Source organism: Enterobacter sp. 301B (assembly GCF_003850715.1).
Classification (GTDB): domain Bacteria; phylum Pseudomonadota; class Gammaproteobacteria; order Enterobacterales; family Enterobacteriaceae; genus Enterobacter; species Enterobacter intestinihominis.
Genome location: NZ_PQTC01000001.1, coordinates 240477 through 260830, shown reverse-complemented (window position 1 = coordinate 260830; position 20354 = coordinate 240477). Strand labels below are relative to the sequence as shown.

The 20354-nt window shown below is 52.6% G+C and carries 20 protein-coding genes; 11 read left to right on the top strand and 9 right to left on the bottom strand.

All coding sequences use genetic code 11. The annotated features are described in order from the left end of the window. Window positions 1–26 precede the first annotated feature (26 nt). The 5 genes from C3451_RS01140 (at window position 27) to C3451_RS01120 (ending at window position 5853) form a co-directional block, all read left to right on the top strand. The gene (locus C3451_RS01140; RefSeq protein ID WP_022647985.1) at window positions 27–353 is read left to right on the top strand and encodes a YnfA family protein; all 327 of its coding nucleotides are present in this window, start codon (window positions 27–29) and stop codon (window positions 351–353) included. A gap of 111 nt (window positions 354–464) precedes the next feature. Continuing rightward, window positions 465–1679, top strand: coding sequence for a D-mannonate dehydratase ManD (gene manD / locus C3451_RS01135; protein ID WP_022647986.1), 1215 nt, complete (start codon window positions 465–467; stop codon window positions 1677–1679). A 14-nt stretch (window positions 1680–1693) separates the two neighbouring features. After that, entirely contained in the window at window positions 1694–2713 is a 1020-nt protein-coding gene (locus C3451_RS01130; protein ID WP_045621670.1) for a Zn-dependent oxidoreductase, read from the top strand. A gap of 73 nt (window positions 2714–2786) precedes the next feature. Then, window positions 2787–4166 (top strand): MFS transporter, encoded by a 1380-nt coding sequence (locus tag C3451_RS01125; protein ID WP_045621671.1) that lies wholly within the window; start codon window positions 2787–2789, stop codon window positions 4164–4166. A gap of 223 nt (window positions 4167–4389) precedes the next feature. After that, entirely contained in the window at window positions 4390–5853 is a 1464-nt protein-coding gene (locus C3451_RS01120) for a mannitol dehydrogenase family protein (protein ID WP_045621673.1), read from the top strand. Window positions 5854–5897: 44 nt separating this feature from the next. Here the strand turns inward: C3451_RS01120 and ydfZ are convergent, their stop codons facing one another. Beyond that, complete coding sequence (gene ydfZ / locus C3451_RS01115) at window positions 5898–6101, bottom strand: putative selenium delivery protein YdfZ (protein ID WP_003857405.1); 204 nt, start codon at window positions 6099–6101, stop codon at window positions 5898–5900. A gap of 287 nt (window positions 6102–6388) precedes the next feature. On the opposite strand from ydfZ, the gene C3451_RS01110 reads away from it, so the two are divergent. Then, window positions 6389–6820 carry a universal stress protein gene (locus C3451_RS01110; RefSeq protein WP_023300013.1) on the top strand — a complete coding sequence of 144 codons (432 nt, stop codon included), beginning with the start codon at window positions 6389–6391 and terminating at the stop codon, window positions 6818–6820. A gap of 35 nt (window positions 6821–6855) precedes the next feature. Here C3451_RS01110 and C3451_RS01105 read toward each other — a convergent pair whose 3' ends face one another. Further along, entirely contained in the window at window positions 6856–7542 is a 687-nt protein-coding gene (locus C3451_RS01105; protein WP_045621675.1) for a GntR family transcriptional regulator, read from the bottom strand. A gap of 90 nt (window positions 7543–7632) precedes the next feature. Continuing rightward, window positions 7633–8379: a bifunctional NADP-dependent 3-hydroxy acid dehydrogenase/3-hydroxypropionate dehydrogenase YdfG gene (gene ydfG / locus C3451_RS01100; protein ID WP_022647991.1), complete on the bottom strand. Its 747-nt coding sequence runs from the start codon at window positions 8377–8379 to the stop codon at window positions 7633–7635. Window positions 8380–8522: 143 nt separating this feature from the next. Here ydfG and dcp point away from each other — a divergent pair, with 143 nt between their 5' ends. Then, window positions 8523–10556, top strand: a complete 2034-nt coding sequence (gene dcp, locus C3451_RS01095) for a peptidyl-dipeptidase Dcp (protein WP_045621677.1) — start codon at window positions 8523–8525, stop codon at window positions 10554–10556. Window positions 10557–10853: 297 nt separating this feature from the next. On the opposite strand, the gene C3451_RS24745 is transcribed toward dcp, so the two are convergent. Further along, window positions 10854–10961 carry a YnaM/YnfT family protein gene (locus C3451_RS24745; RefSeq protein WP_022647993.1) on the bottom strand — a complete coding sequence of 36 codons (108 nt, stop codon included), beginning with the start codon at window positions 10959–10961 and terminating at the stop codon, window positions 10854–10856. 208 nt (window positions 10962–11169) lie between these two features. Continuing rightward, a complete protein-coding gene (locus C3451_RS01090; RefSeq protein ID WP_071788017.1) occupies window positions 11170–11397 on the bottom strand; it encodes a hypothetical protein in 228 nt (75 codons plus the stop codon). 149 nt (window positions 11398–11546) lie between these two features. On the opposite strand from C3451_RS01090, the gene C3451_RS24470 reads away from it, so the two are divergent. After that, window positions 11547–11711: a YnfU family zinc-binding protein gene (locus C3451_RS24470; RefSeq protein ID WP_213083702.1), complete on the top strand. Its 165-nt coding sequence runs from the start codon at window positions 11547–11549 to the stop codon at window positions 11709–11711. Window positions 11712–11958: 247 nt separating this feature from the next. Here the strand turns inward: C3451_RS24470 and C3451_RS01085 are convergent, their stop codons facing one another. The 3 genes from C3451_RS01085 to C3451_RS01075 form a co-directional block, all read right to left on the bottom strand. Further along, window positions 11959–12177 (bottom strand): cold-shock protein, encoded by a 219-nt coding sequence (locus C3451_RS01085; RefSeq protein WP_022647994.1) that lies wholly within the window; start codon window positions 12175–12177, stop codon window positions 11959–11961. Window positions 12178–12544: 367 nt separating this feature from the next. Then, a complete protein-coding gene (locus C3451_RS01080; RefSeq protein WP_038415993.1) occupies window positions 12545–13234 on the bottom strand; it encodes an SOS response-associated peptidase in 690 nt (229 codons plus the stop codon). A gap of 263 nt (window positions 13235–13497) precedes the next feature. After that, window positions 13498–13737 (bottom strand): DinI family protein, encoded by a 240-nt coding sequence (locus C3451_RS01075; RefSeq protein ID WP_006808847.1) that lies wholly within the window; start codon window positions 13735–13737, stop codon window positions 13498–13500. 326 nt (window positions 13738–14063) lie between these two features. On the opposite strand from C3451_RS01075, the gene C3451_RS01070 reads away from it, so the two are divergent. The 3 genes from C3451_RS01070 to C3451_RS01060 all read left to right on the top strand — a co-directional run bounded on the left by C3451_RS01070 (window position 14064) and on the right by C3451_RS01060 (window position 16721). Further along, window positions 14064–14483 carry a translesion error-prone DNA polymerase V autoproteolytic subunit gene (locus tag C3451_RS01070; protein ID WP_045621679.1) on the top strand — a complete coding sequence of 140 codons (420 nt, stop codon included), beginning with the start codon at window positions 14064–14066 and terminating at the stop codon, window positions 14481–14483. 1 nt (window position 14484) lies between these two features. Next, on the top strand, window positions 14485–15753 hold the full coding sequence (locus C3451_RS01065; protein ID WP_032671166.1) for a Y-family DNA polymerase: 1269 nt from the start codon (window positions 14485–14487) through the stop codon (window positions 15751–15753). A gap of 206 nt (window positions 15754–15959) precedes the next feature. Further along, the gene (locus tag C3451_RS01060) at window positions 15960–16721 is read left to right on the top strand and encodes an OBAP family protein (RefSeq protein ID WP_124304196.1); all 762 of its coding nucleotides are present in this window, start codon (window positions 15960–15962) and stop codon (window positions 16719–16721) included. Window positions 16722–16795: 74 nt separating this feature from the next. On the opposite strand, the gene C3451_RS01055 is transcribed toward C3451_RS01060, so the two are convergent. Then, window positions 16796–20104: an autotransporter outer membrane beta-barrel domain-containing protein gene (locus C3451_RS01055; RefSeq protein WP_045621682.1), complete on the bottom strand. Its 3309-nt coding sequence runs from the start codon at window positions 20102–20104 to the stop codon at window positions 16796–16798. Window positions 20105–20354: the final 250 nt, after the last annotated feature.

Genomic DNA, 20354 nt, shown 5'->3' with positions numbered 1-20354 from the left:
AAATCAATCCTCACGAAACGAGAAAAATGTTCAAAACGACGCTGCTTTTTTTCGCGACCGCGCTGTGTGAAATCATCGGATGCTTTTTGCCGTGGCTCTGGCTAAAGCGGGGCGCTTCCGCGCTGCTGCTGATCCCGGCGGGTGTGTCCCTGGTCCTTTTTGTCTGGCTGCTCACCCTGCATCCGGCCGCCAGCGGGAGGGTATATGCGGCCTACGGCGGAGTGTACGTCTGTACCGCGCTGCTGTGGCTGCGCGTTGTCGATGGCGTCAGGCTAAGCCTGTATGACTGGGCAGGCGCGCTGATTGCCCTGTGCGGCATGTTGATCATCGTGGCTGGCTGGGGACGCGCATAGTCGTCCTCATAGTGTGATCATCCGCTGATTTTTCGATCATTATACTTGTATGGTAGTAGTGTAGTTGCGTAAATTTCCTGCATCACAACGAGCGATGTAAGGAAATGGATTATGAAGATTGTCGGGGCTGAAGTATTTGTCACCTGCCCGGGGCGTAACTTTGTCACCCTTAAAATCACCACCGATGAGGGCATTGTCGGTCTGGGTGATGCCACGCTTAACGGACGTGAACTTTCCGTTGCCTCCTACCTGAAAGATCACCTGTGCCCTCAGCTGATTGGCCGCGATGCGCACCGCATCGAAGATATCTGGCAGTTCTTCTATAAAGGCGCTTACTGGCGTCGTGGTCCGGTCACCATGTCAGCGATTTCTGCCGTGGATATGGCGCTATGGGACATTAAGGCGAAAGCCGCGAACATGCCGCTCTATCAGCTTCTGGGCGGGGCTTCCCGGGAAGGGGTGATGGTTTATTGTCACACCACCGGGCACACCATTGACGACGTGCTGGAAGATTATGCCCGTCATAAAGAGATGGGCTTCAAGGCAATTCGCGTGCAGTGCGGCGTGCCGGGAATGAAAACCACCTACGGCATGGCTAAAGGCAAAGGGCTGGCGTATGAGCCTGCGACCAAGGGCGCCTGGCCGGAAGAGCAGCTGTGGTCCACCGAGAAATACCTCGACTTCACGCCCAAACTGTTCGACGCAGTGCGCAGCCAGTTCGGTTTCAGTGAACATCTCCTTCACGACATGCACCACCGTCTGACGCCCATCGAAGCGGCGCGGTTCGGCAAAAGTATTGAAGAGTACCGCCTGTTCTGGATGGAAGATCCGACTCCCGCTGAAAACCAGGAGTGTTTCCGCCTGATCCGCCAGCACACCGTCACGCCCATTGCGGTGGGGGAAGTGTTCAACAGCATCTGGGACTGCAAGCAGCTGATTGAAGAGCAGCTCATTGACTATATTCGCGCCACCATAACCCATGCGGGCGGCATCACCGGGATGCGTCGCATTGCTGACTTTGCCTCACTCTACCAGGTGCGCACCGGCTCACACGGCCCGTCGGATCTGTCGCCGATTTGCCACGCCGCGGCACTGCATTTTGACCTGTGGGTACCGAACTTTGGCGTGCAGGAGTATATGGGGTATTCAGAGCAGATGCTGGAAGTGTTCCCGCACAGCTGGCGCTTCGATAACGGCTATATGCACCCGGGCGACAAGCCAGGGCTGGGCATTGAGTTTGATGAGAAGCTGGCAGCGAAATACCCGTACGAACCGGCCTGTCTGCCGGTGGCCCGTCTGGAAGACGGCACCCTCTGGAACTGGTAAACGAGGAGCGAATAATGAAAAGCGTAGTGATCCAACAGCCGAATGCGCTGGTGATTGAGGAGCGTCCTCTCCCGTTGCCGGGCGCAGGCGACGTCCGCGTCAGAATTAAACTCGCCGGTATCTGCGGTTCAGACAGCCATATCTATCGCGGGCATAACCCGTTTGCGAAATACCCGCGGGTAATCGGTCACGAGTTCTTTGGCGAAATAGACGCGGTTGGCGAAGGCGTGGAGAGCACCCGACTGGGCCAGCGCGTGTCTGTTGATCCGGTGATCAGCTGCGGGCACTGCTACCCGTGTTCCGTCGGAAAACCGAACGTTTGTACCTCGCTGGTGGTGCTGGGCGTCCACCGTGACGGCGGCTTCAGCGAATACGCCGTCGTGCCGGCGAAAAATGCCTGGCACATTCCGGATGCGATCCCTGACAAACACGCGGTGATGGTTGAACCCTTCACCATTGCCGCCAACGTGACGGGGCAGGCGAAACCCACCGAACAGGACGTGGCGCTGATCTACGGCGCAGGCCCGATGGGGCTGGTCACCGTGCAGGCGCTGAAGGGCGTTTACAAGGTGAAGCAGGTCATCGTGGTGGATCGCATTGATGAGCGGCTGGGGATGGCGCAACGCAGCGGCGCAGACTGGGTCTTCAACAACAGCGAGCATTCGTTACAGGCCGCGCTGGATGAAAAAGGCATCAAGCCGACGTTAATCATCGATGCTGCCTGTCATCCATCCATTTTGCAGGAAGCGATTACGCTGGCGTCTCCGGCGGCGCGCATCGTGCTGATGGGCTTCTCCAGCGACCCGAGCCAGATCGTGCAACAGGGGATCACCGGCAAAGAGCTGTCGATCTTCTCTTCGCGCCTGAATGCCAACAAATTTCCGGTGGTCATTGACTGGCTGGAAAAAGGGCTGATCGACCCTGAAAAACTGGTCACCCATACATTTGACTATCACCACGTTACAGACGCCATCGAACTGTTTGAAAAAGACCAGCGGCAGTGCTGCAAAGTCTTGCTCACGTTCGACCAATAATAATTCACGCGGTTAAGAGCCTGCGAAGACAGGCTCTCAGTGGTACGCATCTTACCTTGCAGAGATAGCCATTATGACTCAAGCACAACCTCAAAGAAGTACGTCAGACCTGGTGAAAGCCGCCGTATCCGGCTGGCTGGGCACCGCCCTGGAGTTTATGGATTTTCAGCTTTACTCCCTTGGCGCCGCGCTGGTATTCCATGAAATTTTCTTCCCTGAACAATCCGCGGCCATGGCGCTGATCCTGGCGATGGGGACCTATGGGGCAGGCTACATCGCGCGTATCGTCGGGGCATTTATCTTCGGCAGAATGGGCGACAGAATTGGCCGCAAAAAGGTGCTGTTTATCACCATCACCATGATGGGGATCTGCACCACCTTAATCGGCGTCCTGCCAACCTACGCGCAGATCGGGATTTTCGCACCGGTGCTGCTGGTGACGCTGCGCATTATTCAGGGGCTGGGCGCGGGGGCAGAAATCTCCGGCGCAGGTACCATGCTGGCGGAGTACGCGCCGAAGGGTAAACGCGGCATCATCTCCTCGCTGGTGGCCATGGGAACCAACTGCGGGACGCTGAGCGCCACGGCGATCTGGGCCGTGATGTTCTTTGCCCTCGATCGTGAAGAACTTATTGCCTGGGGCTGGCGCGTGCCGTTCCTCGCCAGCGTGGTGGTGATGATCTTCGCCATCTGGCTGCGTATGAACCTTAAAGAGAGCCCGGTGTTTGAGAAGGTTAACGACGCTGAAACCATTGCGCCGGTTGCTGCGCAGGATACCTCATTAGGCGCGATGTTTAAGAGTAAATCGTTCTGGCTGGCGACGGGGCTGCGCTTTGGTCAGGCCGGCAACTCAGGTTTGATTCAGACTTTCCTTGCCGGATATCTGGTGCAGACGCTGTTGTTTGATAAGGCGATCCCAACCGATGCGCTGATGATCAGTTCGATTCTCGGCTTCCTCTCCATCCCGCTGCTGGGCTGGCTGTCCGATAAAGTGGGGCGCCGTCTGCCGTATATCCTCCTTAACATTTCAGCCATTATTCTGGCTTACCCGATGCTGTCGATTATCGTCGATAAGAGTTATGCGCCGGGCGTGATTATGCTCTCTATCATCGTTATTCATAACTTTGCGGTGCTCGGGCTGTTCGCGCTGGAAAACATCACCATGGCAGAGATGTTTGGTTCGCGGAACCGCTTTACCCGCATGGCCATTTCGAAAGAGGCGGGCGGGCTGGTAGCCGTAGGCTTTGGTCCGGTGCTGGCGGGGATCTTCTGCAACATGACCGGGTCCTGGTGGCCGATTGTGGTGATGCTGGTGGCGTACTCGCTGATTGGGCTGGTCTCCGCGTTGCTGATGCCGGAAGTGCGCGACCGCGATTTGAGTGAAGCCGAAGATGCTGCGGAGGCTCCTCATAAGGACTCGGTAGCGTACGGCGCGCTCTCTTCACGCCGCTAGTGGTTTACATCTTGCGTTACCTGTCACACAACTTTTTACTGATGTCACACCACATGGCGAAAAGTTAATGTAAATCAAGATCTGAAAACGATGTATCAGTATGGTTAATGGCAGCGTTTTTTGACTCCGACTGCCATTCTAGTTGGTGTAGTCGGCAGGCGCTGCCGCTCTTAAAAGGAAGCGGCAGTGGATCACAGCTTTCATTAATTAACGAGTCTCAATCATGGAAAACCGGTTATTACAGGCGAAGGCAACGCATCCTCAATACGATCGCGACAGCCTCAAGGCACGCATTGTTCATTTAGGGTTTGGCGCGTTTCACCGTGCGCACCAGGCGGTGTACACCGATATACTCGCCGCAGAACAGGGCAGCGACTGGGGTTACTGCGAAGTTAACCTGATTGGCGGCGAACAGCAGATCGCCGATCTGAAGGCACAGGATAACCTTTATACCGTGGCAGAGATGTCTGCCGATGCGTGGACGGCGCGCGTGGTCGGCGTCGTCAAAAACGCGCTGCATGCGCAGATCGACGGGCTGGAAAGCGTGCTGGCGGCGCTGTGCGAGCCGCAGGTCGCCATTGTTTCCCTGACCATCACCGAGAAAGGATATTGCCACTCCCCGGCAACCGGACAACTGATGTTCGATCATCCGTTAATCGTTGCAGACCTGCAAAACCCGAATCAGCCTAAATCTGCGCCGGGCGTGGTGGTTGAGGCGCTGGCGCGTCGCAAGGCGGCGGGGCTACCGGCATTCAGCGTGATGTCATGCGATAACATGCCGGAGAACGGCCACGTGATGCGCAATGTGACCTGTGCCTACGCGCGCGCCGTAGACGGCGAACTGGCGGACTGGATCGAAGCGAACGTCACCTTCCCGTCAACGATGGTGGACCGCATTGTGCCCGCCGTCACGGCTGATGCGCTGGATAAAATCGAACAGCTGACTGGCGTACGCGATCCGGCAGGTGTCGCCTGCGAGCCGTTCCGCCAGTGGGTGGTGGAAGATAATTTTGTTGCCGGACGTCCCCAGTGGGAAAAGGCCGGTGCGGAGCTGGTTTCTGATGTCATTCCGTTTGAAGAGATGAAGCTGCGAATGCTTAACGGCAGCCACTCGTTCCTGGCCTATCTCGGCTATCTGGCCGGTTATCAGCACATTAACGACTGCATGGAAGATGAACATTATCGCGCAGCCGCGCATGCGCTGATGCTGATAGAGCAGGCGCCGACGTTGAAAGTGCGGGGCGTGGATTTGGGTCGTTATGCCGACCAGCTGATTGCGCGTTACAGCAATCCGGCCCTGCGTCACCGCACCTGGCAAATCGCCATGGACGGTAGCCAGAAATTGCCGCAGCGCATGCTCGATTCCGTGCGCTGGCACCTTGTCCACCAGAAACCCTTCCCGCTGCTGGCCCTCGGCGTGGCGGGCTGGATGCGTTATGTCGGCGGTGTGGATGAGCAGGGTAACGCGATTGAGGTGAGCGATCCGCAGCTGGCGGTGATTCAGGCGGCGGTAAACGGTAGCGCTGAAGGTGAAAGCCGCGTTAGCGCGCTGTTGGGCATTGAGGCTATTTTCGGTAACGAGCTGCCGAAAGACACGGTATTCGTGGCTGCCGTCATGCAGGCCTATCAAACGTTGCTGCAAAAAGGCGCGAAGGCCACGGTTGCTGAGTACGCAGCCCGGCTTTAACGCTTTGACATGCCGCCGTTCGCGGCGGCATGTCGGGGCACAGCTTAGTGCATCCCCAGGCGAATCAGCTCAATCGGTTCGAACTTACCTTCGCATCCTTCCACTTCAACCGTTTTACCACGACGCACCTGCTCGGCATTAAGGCCGTCGCTGTGGATCGCTTTAATCACGCCAAACTGACCTGTGCCGCTAATCATGACGCGGCTGCCAGTGGTGATTGCATTTCGGTTACGGTCGTATGTCATCATGGTATTTTCTCCTCTCGCACTTATCCGTTACGGCGCTAATTCGACGGCTGCCGTTCACGGGGCACTATTAATACGCCTCTCTTAAACGAAATTATTTGCTTTTGATCAAGCTCACACTTTTTTCTTATTTCCTGATGGCGTTGACGGTTCAGGACACCGCTTTACAAAGCGGACAGTTATTTTCCTTAATTGATAGTTTCCAGACGCAATTGTTTAGGCTTTGTTTATATCCACAATGCCATTCTGGAGGCAGAAAATAACCCTTCATCGGAAAAGGAGTCAGGCTTATGTATAAGAAAATTTTGATGCCTGTTGACGTGTTTGAAATGGATCTAAGCGATAAAGCGGTACGCCACGCGGTCAACCTCGCGAAATCGGAAGGCGCAACGATCACCCTGGTCAATATTCTCCCTAACAGCAGCCGTTCGTTACTGCGGGGGTTCAATGCCGATATTAAGAAGTTCGAAGAGTATATGACCGCCGAGTCGGATAAGAAGATGAAGGCACTGAAACGGCTCTTTGATATGTCCCCAGAAAATATTGATTGTGAAGTACGTTTCGGCAACGTACGCGATGAAATCATCCAGCTCAGCAAAGAGGGGAAATATGACGTTATTGTTATTGGATCAAGAAACCCGAGCATGACAACACATCTGCTGGGCTCGAATGCTGAAACTATCCTGCGCTACGCCACTATTCCGGTGTTAGTGGTCCGCTAATCACTTCGCCGCAACCGAAAGGGGGCGGCGAGGTTTTATTCTTCGCTGAACCACTCGCGGTTTTCCTGACGAATTAACTGAACTGACTCGCTAATTTCCTGGAGGTGAAGCGTCATCGCTTTATCTACGGCTTCCACGTCGCGTTTTTCCAGTGCGCTGAAAATATCGTGATGCTGGCGCAGCAACATCTCTGGCGGAGAAACATGGTCGAGGCTCATGTAGCGCACGCGGTCGATGGTAGCTTTGATGTTTTCGACGGTATCCCACGCGAGCTGGCACTCGGCGATCTGCGCCAGTTTCTGGTGAAATTCGTCGTCCAGCTGGAAAAAGTCGTTTAACTGTTTGCGGTCGATGGCAATGCGTTGCTGATGCAGGTTTTGCTCCAGCAGGTAGCACTGGTTATCGTTGATGAGCGACGCGGCGCGACGCACAACGGCGCACTCAATGGCCTGGCGAACAAAACAGCCATTCCGTACCTGCGAAAGCGAAATTTTATTTACATAGCTGCCGCGCTGAGGGCGGATCTGGATAAGGCCGTTTTCTGCGAGCTTAATAAACGCCTCGCGCACGGGCTGACGGGAAACGTCAAAACGTACCGAAACCTCTTTTTCTGAGAGTGGCGTTCCCGGTGGGATCAGGCAGCGAACGATATCACGGCGTAAGATGCGATAAATTTGCTGATTTACAGGCTGGGTAGGATTAAGTTGCGATTCAACGGCCATGGGTTGTGATTTCTCAGAGAGTTAACCTGAACATACTACCATTCTTTTACCCGTCATCACATACCCGGCCCGCAGGCCGGGAAGGGTGAATTACCCGCGATGCACGCTGAGTCCGGCATAGGTCTGGCTGACGGGCATCATCTCAACCGTGTTGATGTTGACATGCTTCGGCAGCGTCGCGACCCACCAGACGGTTTCGGTGATATCTTCCGGCGTCAGCGCATTCGCATTTTCATAGGTTTTATCCGCTTTCGCGTCATCGCCTTTGAAACGCACGTTGGAGAATTCCGTTCCACCGACCAGGCCCGGCTCAACATCGGTCACGCGAATCGCGGTACCGTGCAGGTCGGTGCGCAGGTTCAGGCTAAACTGGCGTACAAAGGCCTTGGTTGCGCCATAGACGTTGCCGCCCGCGTAAGGCCAGCTGCCTGCGGTGGAACCGATATTAATGATATGACCACGGTTACGTTCAACCATGCCCGGCAGCACGGCGCGGGTCATGTACACCAGGCCTTTGTTGTTGGTGTCGATCATGTTCTCCCAGTCTTCCACGCTGGCTTTGTGGGCAGGCTCCATGCCCAGCGCCAGGCCAGCGTTATTGACCAGCACGTCGATTTCACGCCATTCGGCAGGCAGGTTGGCAATCATCTCTTCAATGGCGGCGCGGTTGCGCACGTCCAGCTGTGCGGTCAGGATGCTGTCGCCCAGCTCGTCTTTCAGCTCCTGGAGACGCTCCTGACGACGACCCGTTGCAATCACCTTATGTCCGTTGGCGACGAAGCGACGCGTGATGCTTTCACCAAAACCTGCTGTCGCCCCGGTAACTAATATAATCATCTCACTGTTCCTCAACGCTTTTTGTGTTGTACTACCATAGCACGCACTCGGGCACATCGTTAAGGCAACATTTGTATGACGCCATTGCAGGCCGGAGCAGGCTGGCCTACTCTGGTGAGAAATACCGTGCTCAGGAGTAAACGATGTCGGTCAACAACCCTTTCTTTGACGTTAGCCTGCTGCCTTATCAGGCTCCGCGTTTTGATGTGATAGAAGACAGCCACTATCGCCCGGCGTTTGATGAAGCAATGCGCCTCAAGCGTGCAGATATTGACGCGATTATCGCGCAGAGCGCCGTGCCGGACTTCAACAACACCGTGCTGGCGCTGGAAAAGAGCGGGGCCATGCTGTCGCGCGTCAGCAGCGTGTTCTTCGCCATGACGTCCGCACACACCAACGATTATCTTCAGGCACTGGACGAGCAGTTCTCCACCGAACTGGCCGGGCTGGCGAACGATATCTGGCTAAACGATACGCTTTTCGCTCGCGTGGAAGCCGTCTGGCAGGATCGCGACACGCTGGATGCCGAATCCCGCCGGCTGACGGAGGAGACGTATCAGCACTTTGTTCTTGCGGGCGCGCGTCTGAACGCCGATGAAAAAGCCGAGCTGAAAGCCCTGAATACCGAAGCCGCCACCCTGACCAGCCAGTTCAACCAGCGCCTGCTGGCGGCGAATAAGGCGGGAGGGCTGGTGGTGGATGATGTTCACCAGCTTGACGGACTCAGTGTGGAGGAGATGGCTGCCGCGGCTCATGCTGCCGCAGAAAAAGGGCTGACGGATCGCTGGCTGATCCCGCTTCTGAATACCACGCAACAGCCCGCGCTGGCGGCGCTGTCTTTGCGCGAGACCCGTAAAAAGCTGTTTAGCGCGGGCTGGGAACGCACTCAAAAAGGCGACGAAAACGATACGCGCGACCTGATCCGTCGGCTTACCGCGTTGCGGGCAAGACAGGCGCAGCTGCTCGGCTTTGACAACTATGCCAGCTGGAGCATTGCCGATCAAATGGCGAAAACGCCGGATGCCGCGCTCGAATTCATGCGCGGGATAGTTCCTGCGGCGCGCAGCAGGGCCGCGCTGGAGCAGGCGGATATTCAGAAGGTCATTGACGACGAGCAGGGCGGTTTTACGGTACAGGCCTGGGACTGGGCGTTTTATGCCGAACGCGTGCGTTCAGCGAAATACGCGCTGGATGAGTCGCAGATCAAACCCTATTTCGCGCTCAATACCGTGCTGGAAGATGGCGTATTCTGGACCGCCACGCAGTTGTTCGGTATCCGCTTTGTCGAGCGTTTCGATATTCCGGTTTATCACCCGGACGTTCGCGTGTGGGAGATTTTCGACCACACGGGTGAAGGCATGGCGTTGTTCTACGGCGACTTTTTCGCGCGTGATTCCAAAGCGGGCGGGGCGTGGATGGGGAATTTTGTTGAGCAGTCTTACGAGTTTGCCGCGCGTCCGGTGATTTATAACGTCTGCAACTATCAAAAACCAGCGAACGGGCAGACCGCGCTGATCTCCTGGGATGATGTGATTACCCTGTTCCACGAGTTTGGCCATACGCTACATGGCCTGTTTGCCAGCCAGCGCTATGCCACGCTTTCAGGCACCAACACGCCACGTGATTTCGTTGAATTCCCGTCGCAGATCAATGAACACTGGGCCAGCCATCCGCAGGTGTTTGCGCACTTTGCCCGCCATTATCAAACCGGCGAGCCGATGCCGGATGCGCTGCGGGAAAAAATGCTCAATGCGACCCAGTTTAATAAGGGTTATGACATGACGGAACTGCTGAGCGCCGCGCTGCTGGATATGAACTGGCACGGCATTCATGAGCCCATTGAAGACGTGGAAGCCTTTGAAGCCGCCGCGTTGAAAAAAGAAGGGCTGGATCTTCCAGCCGTACCGCCGCGCTATCGCAGCAGCTATTTTGCCCATATCTTCGGCGGCGGCTACGCGGCGGGCTATTACGCCTATCTCTGGACGCAGATGCTGGCGGACGATGGCTACCAGTGGTTTGTCGAGCAGGGTGGTTTGACGCGCGAAAACGGACAGACATTCCGCGAGGCGATTTTGTCGCGCGGCAACAGCACTGATTTAGCTGAACTTTACCGGAACTGGCGCGGGCACGATCCGAGGATCGAACCGATGCTGGAGAATCGTGGATTGAGTGTTTAAGGGCTTTTTAGTGTGGAAACAGAACCGGGCGCGATGCCCGGTTTTTTGTTCGATTTTTTCTTCCCCGAAACTCCTCCAAATTCCTCCCCAAAATGAATCCTTAAATTCTGCGAAATTTGCAGGATAACTTTCTTATGGCTGACCTTATATATCAGGGCGAACGACTGGGCAGCTTCCTGCTGCGCCAATGGAGAGGGAATTAATTGTGGAACGTACCCGGGGCTGGAGTGGCGCTGCCTGCGAGGAAAGGTGAATAGGCTGCCCAGTAAATAAAGAGGTTATGGAAACTTGAATACATTACAGTTCATCAGGATTGTTCGATACGCTGATCCCGATCTTGATCAGACTTAAAATCATCAATGCCAGTACCATTGCCACGATAGTAGAGATGATAAGCGTTGTCATAAAGGCCCCCTTTGTGAGTATATCTTTTAGACTGTTTGAATCAAAAAATGTTCCGAGTCCTAAAAAATATATGACATTAGACAGGAATGTATCGTCTGCTAAATGAAAAAAAAGCCTACGCCAGGTAGGCAATACTGATAATTCCTAATTGTTTTAATAATGCTTGTTACTAAAGGTTATCTGCAGTGTTGGTAGAAGATATTGAAGCTTATAGATACTTCCTTGCTGCATCTAATATTTCCTGAGATGTAAGCTCTCGATCTGATGCAACATAGACAACTTCATGGTCACCTGTTAAAGAGGGAAAACCGGCTGACATTATCGGAAGGTTTATCCCTTCTCCATTAGGGTATTGTTCGCGTATTGATGTCACGCCCTTAAGTACGGTGATTACTTTACCTGGTTTACCATTAAAGAAAATAATTACTTTTTTCATGTATCACCATGTATTTCAGGGGGTTTTATGGCCCGGGGTTGTTCGAAAGGGGTTGATTTATTGACGTTTAGTTACCTCTTTCGAAATTAAAACAAGCAATATTCTGCCTTAACGTGTACTGTAGCAGTCCATTTGTACTGGAGAAGCTTATGTCTGCACGTAAAAACACGCAATTCCGCCGAAATTATTTAGTCAAATGCCCTTGTCCAAACTGCACAAGAGACTCGGAGCATAGTTACAATCGTGTACAAAAGGGAGCTCAACTGGTTTGCCCTTACTGCAACGCGTTGTTCAAATCCCCTCAACATTACTAAAAAATCTCATATAATAACTAAGAAGTGATGCTTTTGGAGGCTGCCTAACCTCTTACGCACTTTAATATTTTATAAGCAGTTAGTTTCTGCTTTGAGACTATTCATGCAGCAGTCCTGCATTTCATCACATCGGTCAGCAAATTTGACGGTGCTGTAAATATGCTGGCCTGTTGTAATGATATTCGCAAACGATAAATGACGCTTCTGATTATTTAATTCACAGAAGCTTAAGCGGTCATTGAGGGGGTTATTTATCGCAAAGCGTAACATTTGCAGCTGTCGGACCTTTGGTACCGGCAATGACAGCAAATTTAACTTTTTGGCCTTCAAAAAGAGTTTTGAATGTCTCTCCCTGTAGAGAAGAAGAGTGAACAAGGATATCTTTACTTCCATCGAGTGGGGAGATGAAGCCAAAGCCCTTATCATCGTTAAACCACTTAACAAGACCTATCATTTTTGATGACATAAAAACTCCACTTGAACACTTAAAAGTTACAAGTTCATGAAAAGAAACGCATGATGGCATACGTATGGACTCAAGAGGAGGGGATATCAGAGATAGCACCTGGTTATGAGGACTACTTTGGAAAAGTCAGATTCACATTGCATCGAACCAACCGCATCATTAAGGCACGTGTAGATCTTTTAAGCAAATCTTATTTTAGCCATCTGGGAGGCCATACAGATTAGATTAGCCAATCCAAATTTTTCCTGTGTCGTCGAATTTGATTTACAGCAAGGAAATAATTTGTCCCGTAAAATGACAGGAGTTGTCAAAGGTTTTGACTTCAATAGAGAGAAGGGTTTTATTATCCCATCTAAAAAGTGCAGGTCTAACTAAGATCAGATTTGATTTCTATTTGCTCTATCAAATTCCTCCCCTGGTTTTTTACATTTCCTACTGTACGCGTTACCGCATGCCAGACGAACTTATCGGCGGGCACTGCACCATCTGAAGCTATCTCTTCAGCTTCTTTCCCGCCAACATGCTGGCGCATCCACTCGCGTGCCGCTTCTGGTGACAAAACCAGTGGCCTGCGGTCATGAATGTCGACGAGGCCTTTATCAGCCGCAGACGTCACAATCAGAAATCCCTCGGCTTCATCGCCGCGCTCAAACGGTGTGCTTCCGATCGCCGCCATAAAGATTGGCTGACCGTCGGCCCGGTGGATGAAGTAGGGTTGTTTTTTGTCACCTGACTTCTTCCATTCGAACCATCCATCGGCAAAACAAATCGCCCGGCCATGTTGCCACAGAGGTTTAAACATTCTGCTGGTGGCCGCGGTTTCTACACGTGCGTTAATCAGTGGTGCTTTGTCCCACCATCCAGGTGCGTAGCCCCAGAACACCGGATCGAGGTGCAGTAGTTCGTCGCGTTCGCTCAGCAGCAGGACTTTGGTACCGGGCGCGACGTTGTACCGGCCAATGGGGGCCGGGTCATACGCGATGTCGCGATCGCCTTCGTCGGCAAGGTAGGCCAGGTATTCTTCACGGGTTTGGGCTTGTGCAAAGCGTCCACACATAGAAACCTCCAGTCGGATGTCATACTCAAAGTATAGGGCAGGGATAAGATGACTTGATCGACATGCAAAAGCTGTATCTTGTACAAGATAACGCGAGAAAATGGGCAGAAATTCCGGGAGGCATTTTTATCTTGCGGGCACGATCCGAGAAATGAACCGATGCTGGAGAACCGCGGGTGAGTGATTAAAGGCATTACTGGCTGAAAACAGAACCGGGCATTGCGCCCGGTTTTTCCCCGGTGGGCTGGTATTTGTTAACCTTGTTACTCTTGCGTCAGCCACATGTCCGACTCTTCAAACATTTCCTCAAGCATACGGTTCAGCTTTTCCCGGTCGCTTTTGCTGGCATCGCTATTCAGGCCATTCGCCTGCATTGGCTTAACCGTCACGCTGGCATCAGGAAAAATCCGGTGCACACGTTTTGTCAGTTCAGCCAGAATTATCTCCCTGGCTCCCTCCAGCCCCTGTACGTTTCGCTTGTCATAAACCAGTTCAACAAACATTATTTTTTCCCTATGAATATTAATTGTGCGATTCTGTCTGCACGTAAAAATACTACTGTATATGGGTACAGTCAAACGGCATTCCGGCTAAAGAAATGCCATGCCGCCCTTCACCTTGTTTATGTTGATGACAATCTATTCATTTAGCCTTTAAAACGAGCAGTCGAAGCGTTTAATCGTAAAATTTACAAAAACCATAATTTGAAGCCAGAGAGAAACTTACAAACGAAACGGTGAAGGTTTAAACAGTCGCTACGGTTCAGCTGCCTTGCGCGTGCTTCAAAACAAAACTACTGTATATAAAAACAGTATTAGAGGTATGCGTAATGGAATTTATCAGACCTACAGAACTGCGTGAGATTATCGCGCTTCCACTTTTCAGTGATTTAGTTCAGTGCGGATTCCCAAGCCCGGCTGCCGATTATGTGGAGCAGCGCATTGATCTTAATGAACTTCTGGTTGCCCACCCCAGCTCGACGTATTTCGTTAAAGCCGCGGGTGATTCAATGATTGAAGGGGGAATAAGCGACGGCGATTTACTGGTGGTCGATAGTTCCCGAACGGCTGAGCACGGCGATATCGTCATCGCCGCGGTGGAAGGGGAATTCACCGTTAAGCGCCTGCAACTGCGGCCTAATGTTCAACTCAATCCGATGAACAGCGCTTATTCACCGATTATCGTTGGCAGTGAAGACACGCTGGACATTTTTGGTGTGGTCACTTTTATTGTTAAATCGGCCAGCTGATATGTTTGCGCTCTGTGATGTGAATTCATTCTATGCATCATGCGAGACGGTATTCAGGCCAGATTTGAGAGGCCGACCGGTGGTTGTCCTCTCAAATAACGACGGTTGCGTGATAGCGCGCAGCGCAGAGGCCAAAGCCGCTGGCGTTACCATGGGGGCGCCATACTTTAAGCAGAAAGACCTGTTCCGGCGCGCCGGCGTGGTTTGCTTCAGCAGTAACTACGAACTTTACGCTGACATGTCCAGCCGGGTAATGACCACGCTGGAAGAAATAAGCCCTCGCGTCGAAATATATTCCATTGATGAGGCCTTTTGTGATCTCACCGGGGTTCGTAATTGCCGGGACCTGACTGATTTTGGCAAGGAGATCCGCGAAACGGTTTTGAAGCGTACGCACCTGAGGGTCGGCGTTGGCATAGCCCAGACGAAGACGCTGGCGAAGCTGGCAAATCACGCGGCGAAGAAATGGCAGCAGCAGACGGGTGGGGTGGTTGATTTATCCAATATCGACCGCCAGCGCCGGTTGTTGGCTATCGTGCCTGTAGAGGACGTATGGGGCGTGGGCAGGCGCATCAGCAAGAAGCTCAATGCGATGGGTATCAAAACGGCGCTGGATCTCTCAGAGCAGAGCACGTGGATTATCCGCAAGCACTTCAATGTAGTGCTGGAGCGAACGGTCCGGGAGCTGCGCGGCGAGCCGTGCCTCGATCTGGAAGAGTTTGCACCGACAAAGCAGGAGATCGTCTGTAGTCGGTCATTCGGTGAGCGCGTGACAGAATACGAGCAGGTGCGCCAGGCTATATGCAGCTATGCGGCCCGTGGCGCTGAGAAGTTACGTGGCGAGCACCAGTATTGCCGCTTTATCTCGGCGTTCGTAAAGACCTCTCCGTTCGCTCTGAACGAACCCTATTACGGCAACAGTGCCTCAATGACGCTTCTCACACCCACTCAGGACTCCCGCGACATTATCAACGCCGCGGTAAAGTGCCTCGACAAAATCTGGAAGGAGGGTCACCGCTACCAGAAAGCCGGCATTATGCTCGGGGACTTCTTCAGCCAGGGCGTTGCCCAGCTCAATTTGTTTGACAACAGCGCGCCGCGTGCCGGAAGTGAAAAGCTGATGGAAGTGCTGGATCGTCTGAACGCGAAAGATGGAAAGGGTACGCTTTATTTTGCCGGGCAGGGCATACAGCAGCAATGGCAGATGAAGCGTGAAATGCTTTCGCCGCGGTATACGACCCGGTATTCAGATTTACTGAGAATTCGATGAATGTTAATGGCTGTTTTGTGCCAGAAGCGGACATTGATATAAATGGCAATTGATCAAACAAATCTCTGATGCTCTTTCTGCCAGTATTTAAATGGTGTTCTTAAACGGAACGTACGCCAGTTTGCCGGATGGTTTAATAAAAACTCTCCTGGCGTGTCTGCGCGAATGTACTACTTTCAGTAAAGTGACTTTTACAGGGAGGGTCAATGAAACCATTATCGCTTTTATTATTGTCGAGCCTGACGTTAGTGGGTTGTGGCGCGAACAATACCCCTTCAAATACGCCTGTTCCGGGTGTAAAAACCTCCGTCGGGACGAGCACGCTTGAAGCCGGTGCTCAGCTTATCCAGTCCCGTCCGCCCATTGATGCAATGAGTGCCTACCTTGACGGTTTCCATTTTTATAGCGGGGATAAAAATGGCCAGATGGAAGCCCATCATTATGTAACCGTGTTGAATGAAGACGTGATGCAGGCGGTGATCTACGACGGTAACACCAAAGATGCCCGTTTAATGGGCGTTGAGTACATCATTAGTGAGCGTTTGTTTAACACACTGCCGCCGGAAGAAAAAAAATTGTGGCACAGCCATCAATATGAAGTGAAATCCGGCAGCCTGATTGCTCCAGGTTTACCTGCAGTGGCTGACAAAGCATTGATGAGCAAAATTGTGAATACCTACGGCAAGACCTGGCATACCTGGCACACCGACCGCGATAAAAAGCTGCCGCTCGGCATTCCGGCACTGATGATTGGCTTTACCGGGGAAGGGCAGTTAGACCCTAAACTTCTGGCGGACAGAGATCGACGCTTTGACGTGAGCACGCAAGCCATCAAAGAAGAACGTAAGGATATTGTGGCGCACCCAGTTGCTAAGGGAGCGGATGCCTGGCAACGTGGTGAAGAGATCCAGCTTAAGCGGGTTAAAGGTTCAGGTGAGCATGGCCAGGGCGACACAAGCCATTTTTGATATCAAAAGCCTTCAGGAATACCCCGGCAACGCCGGGGACAGGGCCAGTCCTATTATTTTCTCGTCCTCAGACATCAGAAACGCCAGGTGGCTGAAAGATTACCTGCAATCGAGTCATAGCCAGAACGAAACATTTCGCTTTCAACCCCGATGCCCAATTCGACATCAGCGTTGATTTTATAGCTCATACCTGCCTTAACACCCAGAGTGTCACGACCAGTCACCTGATTCCTGGAACTAAACCCTGTGCTTCGATAGTTGGCGAAAGAGGCTTGTTGCACTACGTTGCCATCAAGCAGTTCATGATCCCAGCTGAGCTGCAGCTCAGCTGCGAACGATGCCCCTGAAGCGAGGGGTACATTCCAGTTACCATTCACCCCGATACTTGATCTCAGAGAATCGAAGGTCTGCGAACCCAGCATCAGTCGGCTGCCGTCATTGCCGCTTTCCTTCACGCCGGGACGATGTAATGTGGTGTAATTCAATGACGTTACCGGTCCGGCGTTCACATTATTATTCAGCGCCCATCGATAGCCTCCGCCGGCCGTAACAGAACCTGACAATCCGGTCCAGGTGGCATGGTGGCTTGCTCCGTAAGTTTCTACATTAATGTTTCTGTCCAGCCAGCTGTCTTCAATACCCAATCGGCCAGTGCCGAATAAATACATTCCTTCGGACCTTTCAGCGCCGTAACGAGCATGAACACCCAGATCGAAAGCAGTGGTTTTCCCGGTTGCGGTTTCTGGTGATTTCACCGTCACCGACTGACCGCTGACCGCACCATGAAAGCCATAAATCCAGTTGTGATTCTCATCGTTTTGTTTTTCAGCACCGAATACAATGCCATAACTGCTGGCGTCGTACCCTACACTGTCACCCTGACGCTGTTGCCAGAAGCCGCCGCCAAAGGGTATGGCAAAGCTGCGCCATTCGCCTTCCGTCAGTTGCTTCGGCATAACCACAGGATTTGGCCCGCCAACGATCCGCGCTATCTGCTGTTCACGCTGCAGGGAACTTGCGAACATGGCGCTGTAGGCGCCCGCAGAAAGTTGCGGCAAGGCATTGCTGATACTCCCGCCATCAGTGGCTGAGAAATCCAGAGTACGGTACAGCGGTTGTATATCCGACTTAGCTTCCGCCACAATTTTATCCAGCGCTTGCCCTACCTGACGCGCATTAGCGTCCTGCGCATACCGGCTGTATGCGTTTGAAGCGCGCAGCATTGAGAGCTGCCAGCCATTCTTTCCCTGTGGCGTTGTTTGCAGCGTTAGCGTGGGTGAACGGAGCACGCTGTTCACCGCACTGAAATTGCCGTCGGAAGCGTCCGTTTTTAGCAAATCTTGCGTATTCAGACGCCAGTTTGTTGCGTACCAGTCCGGCTGCGGCGCAAACGTCAGTTGACCGTCAAATTGTGCGTGACCGTCCACTCGCAGAGTATCATGCCTGCCGCGCCCGTCGACTTCCAACAACAACTGCCCGGTATTCCCCTGTTGATAAGCACCGGATATATTGATTTGCCCAAGTGAATTACCCGGCGCAAGGATCCCGTTATTTACAAAGCGGCCTTCCTCATTAAGCGTATAGCTGGCGTTGCCGGACAGGCTGGCACCTGGCGCGATAGTCATGCTGTAAATCTGGAAATCGCCATTAAGCGAGGTTTTCCCTCCGTGCGCGTCCAGTGCCAGATTATTGATACCTTCAATGTTTCCGCGGTACGTAAAGCTGAAATCAGCATCGGCAGCTTCCGTCGCTTGCCCGTACGCATTGGCCTTCCGACCGAAGGTAAGCAGCGTTAACCGCTGTTGGCCATAGTCATCCCGCTGGGCGTAGTCCGAATAAATATCACCCTCCAGCCGGGCACCCGTTAATATATTTATATTACCGACCAGCGCGTTCGGTGATATATAAATCGCCGCGCCTTTACCGGCAACCCGTCCGCTGATGTCGGCATTGTCTACCAGCGCTCCCTGCAACTCGGGTAATAACGCATCGTAATAGCCGTCCACGATATGAAGCCAGGATCCGCGATAGTCCACCTCGTTACCCAGGAGGTTATTGCCAAAATCAAAACTGATACCGACGCCACTGGCTCCCAGTGCCTGAACGTCGCCACGTTGAATAAGGCTGTGCTGTTTACCGTAGGCAAACATCACCCCACGGCCATTAACGCCATCGGCGTATATCCGTACACCGGGATCGATGCTCAGGGTGTTATTTTGCCCATCTATACGGATGCCCGCGCCGCCAGCCCCTGACGTCAACAGGTCCGCTTGTTGAAAGATATGGTTATTACTGCCATACACATGCAGGCCAACTCCCAGATTAGCGGTATTGTATTGACCAGCCAGATAGCCATCCGCCTGCTGATTACGCTGAAAATAGCCATTGCGGTTAACGAGCGTTTGCCCGTTGCCATATAGCGAAAAACCGAAAAAGTTACGCCGGTCAATCTGATATCCCATATCCTGCAGCAACGCCAGTTCCGCTTCCATAAACGTGGTGTAATTGCGGTAGTTCTGATGGCTCATCATGCTGTTTTTCAGCTCGATATGGCTCATGTAGTTATCATCGACCGAGCCGTCGTCTGCTAACATTTTCACCGGCACGCCAGGCATGGCGCCTGCAAGGACTTCATCCACATGCCTGCCGGTGAAATAGCCTTTATCAAGCCGTACATCAAAGCCTTGTGGATCCCATCTGTTATTGCATCCATTACACAATATTACTTGCCCTGGTCGGGCAGGATTGCCACGGTCATCGCGCAGATGGCTGGTCCAGGAGCCAAAAGGCACGGTATCGAAAGCGGGCGTGAATGTGCCACTTCCTTGCAGATCGGTAACCATATTGGATATTCCCAGTCCATGGGCCAGCTCATGAACAGCGACGCTGACCAGATCGGCCTTTCCAGTGCGCGGCAATTGCGCGGGCACATAGGGAACGTTATCAAAATCCAGTTTGCCCATGATGAACTGGGCGTGGGAGCCAAAGGTCAGCTCTCCGGTATCAATACCGTTCAATGCGCCTTGCAACTGCGTCAGACTTATAATGCCGTCGGTAACTGAATCGCTGGAACCTGCGGCATTCTCGTCGTTAAACGTCCCCACATTGATAATGGCAGGCAGTTGCCCTGGGCTGGGGGTAATAACCTCAGCCCAGTAACGCATAGCATCGAGTATTTTTTCTTTTTGTTGCTGGCCAAGATCCCAGGTTGACTCAGACGCATTCGGCCAGTCCGGCATAAAGGGGCCGTCGCCAACATTAAAGAAACGCACTTCAAATACCGCAATATTATGTGGGTTATAGACCAGATAGCTTTCTCCTGCATACGGATTATTACTGACAAATAAACCCGTTAATGCAGCCGTCATAAAAACCCTTTTCATATTAACCATCCTTGTGTGAAAAAATAATGTTTACGTCCGTCAATATAAATTCACATCTGAGCTCAATGAATCATAAACAAATATAATAATTATCGATGTGGTTTGATAATTTAGAATAACGAGTCACCTTGCCCTGTGATAGCCTCGTTTTTCAGGATTTTATAAACGGTGGAGCGAGCGATCCCGGATTGAGCAACCGGGTCCCGGTGAACAGGAATGTACCGACATATGCAGGGGAAATAACGGATAG